8 protein-coding genes and 1 riboswitch are annotated in these 6644 nt (G+C 67.3%); of the genes, 6 read left to right on the top strand and 2 right to left on the bottom strand.

Features of this window, described 5'->3' with window-relative positions; translation table 11 throughout:
* Window positions 1-137: 137 nt before the first annotated feature.
* Both dksA and Q8M88_RS04525 read right to left on the bottom strand, forming a co-directional pair.
* Window positions 138-572, bottom strand: coding sequence for an RNA polymerase-binding protein DksA (gene dksA / locus Q8M88_RS04530; RefSeq protein WP_371132627.1), 435 nt, complete (start codon window positions 570-572; stop codon window positions 138-140).
* 95 nt (window positions 573-667) lie between these two features.
* A complete protein-coding gene (locus Q8M88_RS04525) occupies window positions 668-988 on the bottom strand; it encodes a flagellar assembly protein FliX (protein ID WP_305595056.1) in 321 nt (106 codons plus the stop codon).
* A 197-nt stretch (window positions 989-1185) separates the two neighbouring features.
* On the opposite strand from Q8M88_RS04525, the gene Q8M88_RS04520 reads away from it, so the two are divergent.
* The 6 genes from Q8M88_RS04520 to uvrA form a co-directional block, all read left to right on the top strand.
* The gene (locus Q8M88_RS04520) at window positions 1186-2289 is read left to right on the top strand and encodes a flagellar basal body P-ring protein FlgI (RefSeq protein WP_305595057.1); all 1104 of its coding nucleotides are present in this window, start codon (window positions 1186-1188) and stop codon (window positions 2287-2289) included.
* Window positions 2289-2600 (top strand): rod-binding protein, encoded by a 312-nt coding sequence (locus tag Q8M88_RS04515; protein WP_305595055.1) that lies wholly within the window; start codon window positions 2289-2291, stop codon window positions 2598-2600. The genes Q8M88_RS04520 and Q8M88_RS04515 overlap by 1 nt, the downstream gene beginning before the upstream one ends.
* A 9-nt stretch (window positions 2601-2609) precedes the next feature.
* Window positions 2610-3050 carry a flagellar basal body protein gene (locus Q8M88_RS04510; protein WP_305595054.1) on the top strand — a complete coding sequence of 147 codons (441 nt, stop codon included), beginning with the start codon at window positions 2610-2612 and terminating at the stop codon, window positions 3048-3050.
* Window positions 3051-3142: 92 nt separating this feature from the next.
* Window positions 3143-3295: riboswitch (FMN riboswitch) on the top strand.
* Between the two features lie 91 nt (window positions 3296-3386).
* Window positions 3387-3884 (top strand): 6,7-dimethyl-8-ribityllumazine synthase, encoded by a 498-nt coding sequence (locus tag Q8M88_RS04505; RefSeq protein ID WP_305595053.1) that lies wholly within the window; start codon window positions 3387-3389, stop codon window positions 3882-3884.
* A gap of 78 nt (window positions 3885-3962) precedes the next feature.
* Window positions 3963-4673, top strand: coding sequence for a 2OG-Fe(II) oxygenase (locus Q8M88_RS04500; RefSeq protein ID WP_305595052.1), 711 nt, complete (start codon window positions 3963-3965; stop codon window positions 4671-4673).
* Window positions 4674-4785: 112 nt separating this feature from the next.
* Window positions 4786-6644 (top strand): excinuclease ABC subunit UvrA (gene uvrA, locus Q8M88_RS04495; protein ID WP_305595051.1); only part of this gene is annotated, 1859 nt, incomplete at its 3' end.

Genomic DNA, 6644 nt, shown 5'->3' with positions numbered 1-6644 from the left:
CAGATCAGATGGATATCGCTTGGTCTTCTTCGCGATCTTGGCCATCCGGCCACGGCTCTGCTCGGTCCACATCCCGAGCTTGAATCACAGACCACGATGAAGCGGAATCACCGCTCACGCCTTTTCCAAACAGCCTCTTAGTCGTCGCGGTGGACGCGTTCGCGGCGCTCATGCCGCTCCTGGGCTTCGAGGCTGAGCGTAGCGATCGGGCGGGCGTCGAGGCGGGCGACGCCGATCGGCTCGCCGGTCTCTTCGCAGTAGCCGTAGCTGCCGTCCTCGATACGGCGGATCGCCTCGTCGATCTTGGCGATCAACTTGCGTTGTCGGTCCCGGGTGCGCAGTTCAAGGGCGCGATCGGTCTCCGACGACGCGCGGTCGGCGATATCGGGGTGATTTTCAGTTTCGCTCTGAAGGTGAGTCAGCGTCTCACGCGACTCCTTCAGGATGTCTTCTTTCCAGTTCAGCAGCTTTTGTTTGAAGTACTCAAGCTGCCGCGGATTCATGAACTCCTCGTCCTCGGATGGACGATATTGCGAGTCCGCAATCAACACTTCATCAGACGTCACCGACATCGTAAACCCCCAGACGCCCCCAGGAACACACCGTCGAGGCGCGGCTTATATCAAAACATCCGCCGGTTTCAATGAACCGGCGGAATGGAGTGCGATTACGCCGCACGACCGCCTTGTTCAAGCTTGGCCATCTCAACCGCAGCGCGGGTCTCGATCTGATCGAGCAGCGCTTCGAGGCCGGGATCGTCGGTTTGCGAGCGTTCGTCGCGAATGGCGCGGCGAAGCCGGTCAAGGTCGCCGCCGTCCAGCGCGCCGTCGAGCAGCGCCACCTTCACATCGTCCAGCACGTCGAGGATGCGCCCTGCCCGGCCGAAGGCGCGGCGGCGACGCTCAAGCGGTCCGCCGACATCCTGCAGGGCCAGCAATGCGTCGACGCTGGCGACGCCCGCGACGCCGTTGGTTCCGTTGACCTTCATGCACGTCCTTCGCGCGAACGCATTACTCTAGGCTGCTTCATCGCACGCACGTGCTTAGGGCATGGTTAATGCCGGGCAATTTCTGCCCAGGGTCACGGATGCGTCAGCGCGTCGTGCCGACGGACGCTGATTTTGCTTCCTTTTCAGGCTGGCACGGGGATCGCAAGGCGTGCGCGGTGAAACATATCGCCCCCCGCCTGCCTCTGCGCCTGTTCGCCGCCGTCCTGCTGGCCGGAGCGCTTTGCGCGCAGCCGGCGTCGGCCAAGTCGCGGATCAAGGACATCGTCGAGTTCGAGGGCGTGCGCGAGAACATGCTGGTCGGCTACGGCATCGTCGCCGGCCTGAACGGCACGGGCGACTCCCTGCGCAACGCGCCCTTCACCAAGCAGAGCCTCGAGGCGATGCTGGAGCGGCTGGGCGTCAACACCCGCGACGCCAACCTCAACACCAAGAACGTCGCAGCGGTAATGGTCACCGCGCGCCTCCCGGCGTTCGCCGCGACGGGCGCGCAGATCGACACCTCGGTCTCGGCGATGGGCGACGCGAAGAGCCTGCTCGGCGGCACGCTGCTGGTCACCCCGCTGCTGGGCGCCGACGGCCAGGCCTACGCCGTCGCCCAGGGCACCGTTCAAACGGGTTCGGTGAGCGCCGGCGGCGCCTCAGGCTCCAGCGTCTCCAAGGGCGTGCCGACAGCCGGCCGCATCGCCTCGGGCGCCTTGGTTGAGCGCGAGATCGGCTTCCAGTTGGCGAACATGACCCAGTTGCGCCTGACCCTGCGCAATCCGGACTTCACCACCGCGCGGCGCATCGCCGACGTGGTCAATTCCAGCTTCCCCGGCACCGCCGTCGCCGAGAACCCGACCATCGTCGCGGTGCGTCCGCCGGCGGGTCAGGACATGACCAGCTACCTCGCCCGCGTCGAGAACCTCAGCGTCGAACCCGATGGCCCGGCCAAGGTGGTGATCGACGAGGTCGCCGGCGTGATCGTCATGGGCGACGCGGTGCGCCTGTCCACCGTCGCCATCCAGCAGGGCAATCTGACGATCACCGTGCGCGAGAGCCCGCAGGTCAGCCAACCTGCCCCCTTCAGCCGGACCGGGGAGACCGCCGTCACGCCGCAGAGCGACGTCTCGGTGGACGAGGAGAAGGGCCGCCAGTTCGTCACCGTCAACAGTGGCGCGTCCCTCTCCAGCCTGGTCAGCGGGCTGAACGCGTTGGGCGTCACGCCGCGCGACATGATCTCGATCCTGCAGACCATCAAGGCGGCCGGCGCGCTGCAGGCCGAAATCGAGGTGATGTGATGGCTGACGCCGCACTCTCCGTTTCGCCGAACCTGCTCAGCACGCCGCAGGCGGCCACCGGCGCCGAACTCGCCAAGCGCGGCGAGATCGAGAAGACCGCCAAGGATTTCGAGGCGTCCTTCCTGTCGATCATGCTGCAGCAGATGTTCTCGGGCCTCGACACCGAGGCGCCGTTCGGCGGCGGATCGGGCGAGAAGATGTTCCAGTCCTTCCTCACTGACGCGATCGCCAAGCAGACGGTGAAGTCCGGCGGGATCGGCGTCGCCGACATGGTGAGCCGCGAAATGTTGAAGCTGCAGGGGCTGGAGTAGGAACACGCCATGGCCATCGACGCCCAGGACGCGGACGACCGCGTCGACCAGCTGATCATCCTCACCGAGCGCCTGACCGAACTGGTGGCGATGGAAGCCCAGGCCTTCGAGCAGCGCCGCCCGCAGGACGCGGCTCAGAACATGGAAGAGACCTCGCGGCTGGCGAACCTCTATCGTCACGAATCCGCGCGCGTCCGTTCCAATCCGGCGATGGTGGCGTCTGCGCCGCTGGCCATGCGCGCGCGGCTTGTGCGCGCCACAGAGGCCTTCGACGCCGTCCTCGCCCGCCAGGGCCGCGCGCTGGAAGGCGCCAAGACCGTCACCGAGGGCCTGGTCAGGGCGATCGCCGAGGAAGTCGCCAACCGGCGCGGCGGCGGCGCCTCCTATGGCCCCGGCGCGACCCCCGGCGCCGGCCAGGCCACCTCCATCACCCTGAACCGCCGGGCGTAGCGCCCCCTCTCCTCACGTATCCACGAGCCTGCGCCCTTGCCTGCCCTTGTCCTGCGCGGCATCATGGCTGCGCTGTCGGACCTTCCGGCGGCACGCGTTCTCAGGGCGGGGTGAGATTCCCCACCGGCGGTGATGGCGTCCTTTGCAGGACGTCGAGCCCGCGAGCGCCCGCCCGCAAGGCGGGGTCAGCAGACCCGGTGTGATCCCGGGGCCGACGGTCATAGTCCGGATGGAAGAGAACGACTGGTCGTTGCGACGGCGCGCCTCGGCGTGGCGTCGGGCCGCCCGGTCAGACGCGCCTTGAGTCGTGGTCACCCCTGCTTTCGGGAGCAAACCATGACCCAGAGTCCCTATCAGATCCCCGTCCACGCCGCCCAGTCCGCCGAGGCCCGGATCGCCTTCGTGCAATCCAGCTGGCATGGCGACATCGTCGACCAATGCCGCCAGGGCTTCCTGGAGGCGATGGCCGGCCTCGGCCTCGCCGACAACCCGGTCGACGGCTTCGAAGTGCCCGGCGCCTTCGAGATCCCGCTGCACGCCAAGCTGCTGGCCAAGAGCGGCCGCTACGTCGCGATCGTCGCCGCCGGCTTTGTGGTCGACGGCGGCATCTACCGCCACGAATTCGTCGCTCAGTCGGTGATCGCCGGCTTGATGCAGGTGCAGCTCGAGACCGAGACGCCGGTGTTCTCCGCCGTGCTGACCCCGCATCAGTATCAGGAGAGCGAGGCGCAGCGGCGGTTCTTCCATGATCACTTCCGCATCAAGGGCGCGGAGGCGGCCGAGGCCTGCGCGAAGACTCTGAAGAGCCTCGGGCGTCTGCCGATCGCCGCCTGACGCCTGAAATCGCGAGATTCGGACTTAGCGCGCGGGCGGCAGGTTCCGCTCGCGCGCCGAGACGGGCAGACTTGTCCGATGGACAGCATCGAGACGCGGGTGGGCGCCCAGGACTGGTCGGCGGCGCAGGTCGCGCTGGACGCCCGCGGCAACGCGGTGCTGCCAGGGCTGCTGAGCATTGAGGAATGCGGCGCGCTGGCCGCGCTTTACGCGCAGGAGGCGCCGTTCCGCAGCCGGGTGGTTATGGCGCGCCACGGCTACGGCCAGGGCGAGTACCGCTATTTCGCCTATCCCCTGCCCGACTTGGTCGCGAGCTTGCGCGCGAGCCTCTACCCGCACCTGGCGCCGATCGCCAACCGCTGGAACGCCGCCATGGGACTGCCGGCGCGGTATCCGCCAGCCCATGCCGACTTCCTGTCCCGCTGCCACGAGGCCGGCCAGAGGCGCCCCACCCCGCTGCTGCTGCAGTACGGCGAGGGTGACTACAACTGCCTACACCAGGACATCTACGGCGAGCACGTGTTCCCGCTTCAGGTCGCGGTGCTGCTGTCGGCGCCGGGCGCGGATTTCACCGGCGGCGAATTCGTGCTGACCGAACAGCGCCCGCGCATGCAGTCCCGCGCCGAGGTCGTGCCTCTTAACCAGGGCGATGCGGTCGTCTTCGCGGTGCGCGAACGACCGGTGCAGGGGACGCGTGGGACCTATCGGGTGAACATGCGCCATGGGGTCAGCAGGCTGAGGTCGGGGGCTCGCCGCACGATGGGCGTGATCTTCCATGACGCCCTTTGACGCGGGCTCGATTGTTCGCTTAATGTTCCAGTGTCATCGGCGAGTCTCGCCACTACATTAGCCAGGCCCTTCGAGCGCGCCCGACATGGCGCAAAGCGTTTCCCGGGACAGCATGGCCGAACAGTTGAACTTCATCCGCGTGCGTGGCGCGCGCGAGCACAATCTGAAGAACGTCAGCGTGGACATCCCCCGCGGCGAACTCGTCGTGCTGACCGGGCTTTCCGGCTCGGGCAAGAGTTCGCTCGCGTTCGACACCATCTACGCCGAGGGCCAGCGGCGCTACGTAGAGAGCCTGTCGGCCTACGCGCGCCAGTTCCTGGAGCTGATGAGCAAGCCGGACGTGGACCTGATCGAAGGCCTGTCGCCGGCGATCTCCATCGAGCAGAAGACCACCAGCCGCAATCCGCGCTCCACTGTCGGCACGGTGACCGAGATCCACGACTACATGCGCCTGCTGTGGGCGCGGGTCGGCGTGCCCTATTCGCCGGCGACCGGCCTGCCGATCGAGAGCCAGACCATCAGCCAGATGGTCGACAAGATCTCCGCCCTGCCGGAAGGCACGCGGCTGTACCTGCTGGCCCCGGTCGTCCGCGGCCGCAAGGGCGAGTACCGCAAGGAGATCGCTGGCTGGCAGAAGCAGGGCTTCCAGCGACTGAAGATCGACGGCGAGTTCGTGCCGATCGAAGACGCGCCGGCGCTGGAGAAGAACCTCAAGCACGACATCGACATCGTCGTCGACCGGCTGGTCACCAAGTCCGGCCTCGACAGCCGCTACGCCGATAGCCTGGAGACGGCGCTGAAGCTCGCCGACGGCATCGCCGTGGCGGAGTGGGCCGACAAGGACCCCGGCGAAGAGGAGGCCCGGCGGCTGATCTTCTCGGAGAAGTTCGCCTGCCCGGTCAGCGGCTTCACGATCAGCGAGATCGAGCCCAGACTGTTCTCGTTCAACAACCCGTTCGGCGCCTGTCCGGTCTGCGACGGCCTGGGCGCCAAGCTCGCCTTCGACGCCGACCGCGTGGTGCCGGACAAGGACAAGCCGCTGCACAAGGGGGCCATCTCGCCCTGGGCCAAGGGTCCCTCGCCCCTCTACACCCAGACCCTGCAGGCGCTCGCCCGCCACTACGGCTTTTCGATGGACGAACCCTGGCGGAAGCTTTCCGATGAGGCCCGCCAGGTCGTGCTGCAGGGCTCTGGCGCGGACAAGATCCGCTTCATCTACGACGACAACGCCCGCAAGTACGAGGTCAACAAGACCTTCGAAGGCGTGCTGCCGAACCTCGAGCGCCGCTGGCGCGAGACCGATTCCGCCTGGGTGCGCGAGGAGCTGGCGCGTTATCAGTCCGAGACGCCCTGCGAAGTCTGCCACGGCTTTCGACTGAAGCCCGAGGCGCTGGCGGTGAAGATCGACGGCCATCACATCGGCCAGGTGTCGCTGCTGTCGATCCGCCACGCCCGGGAATGGTTCGAGAGCCTCGAGACCGCGCTGACGCCCAAGCAGATGGAGATCGCGCGGCGGATCCTGAAGGAGATCACCGACCGGCTGCGCTTCCTCGTCGATGTCGGGCTGGACTATCTGAACCTGTCGCGCGGCTCGGGCACGCTGTCCGGCGGCGAAAGCCAGCGCATCCGGCTGGCCAGCCAGATCGGGTCCGGGCTCACCGGCGTCCTGTATGTGCTGGACGAGCCGTCGATCGGCCTGCACCAGCGTGACAACACTCGCCTGCTGGCCAGCCTCAAAGGCCTGCGCGACCTCGGCAATTCCGTGTTGGTGGTCGAGCACGACGAGGAGGCGATCCTCACCGCCGACTATGTGATCGACATGGGCCCGGCGGCCGGCGTGCACGGCGGCGAGATCGTCGCCGAGGGCAAACCCGCCGACATCCTGGCCAATCCGGCCAGCATCACCGGCCAGTACCTGTCGGGCGTCCGCGAGATCGAGATCCCGGCTCAGCGGCTTCCGATCTCCAAGAA

Origin of the sequence: Phenylobacterium sp. (assembly GCF_030693805.1) — a bacterium.
Taxonomy (GTDB): domain Bacteria; phylum Pseudomonadota; class Alphaproteobacteria; order Caulobacterales; family Caulobacteraceae; genus Phenylobacterium.
Note: the sequence above shows the minus strand (reverse complement) of the source record. Positions and strands in the feature narration are given on the sequence as shown.

Excerpts from the sequence above, each read along its gene's own strand:
- dksA (WP_371132627.1), bottom strand. The coding sequence starts at position 572 with ATGTCGGTGACGTCTGATGAAGTGTTGATTGCGGACTCGCAATATCGT.
- Q8M88_RS04525 (WP_305595056.1), bottom strand. The coding sequence starts at position 988 with ATGAAGGTCAACGGAACCAACGGCGTCGCGGGCGTCGCCAGCGTCGAC.
- Q8M88_RS04515 (WP_305595055.1), top strand. The coding sequence starts at position 2,289 with ATGGCTGACGCCGCACTCTCCGTTTCGCCGAACCTGCTCAGCACGCCG.
- Q8M88_RS04510 (WP_305595054.1), top strand. The coding sequence starts at position 2,610 with ATGGCCATCGACGCCCAGGACGCGGACGACCGCGTCGACCAGCTGATC.
- Q8M88_RS04505 (WP_305595053.1), top strand. The coding sequence starts at position 3,387 with ATGACCCAGAGTCCCTATCAGATCCCCGTCCACGCCGCCCAGTCCGCC.
- Q8M88_RS04500 (WP_305595052.1), top strand. The coding sequence starts at position 3,963 with ATGGACAGCATCGAGACGCGGGTGGGCGCCCAGGACTGGTCGGCGGCG.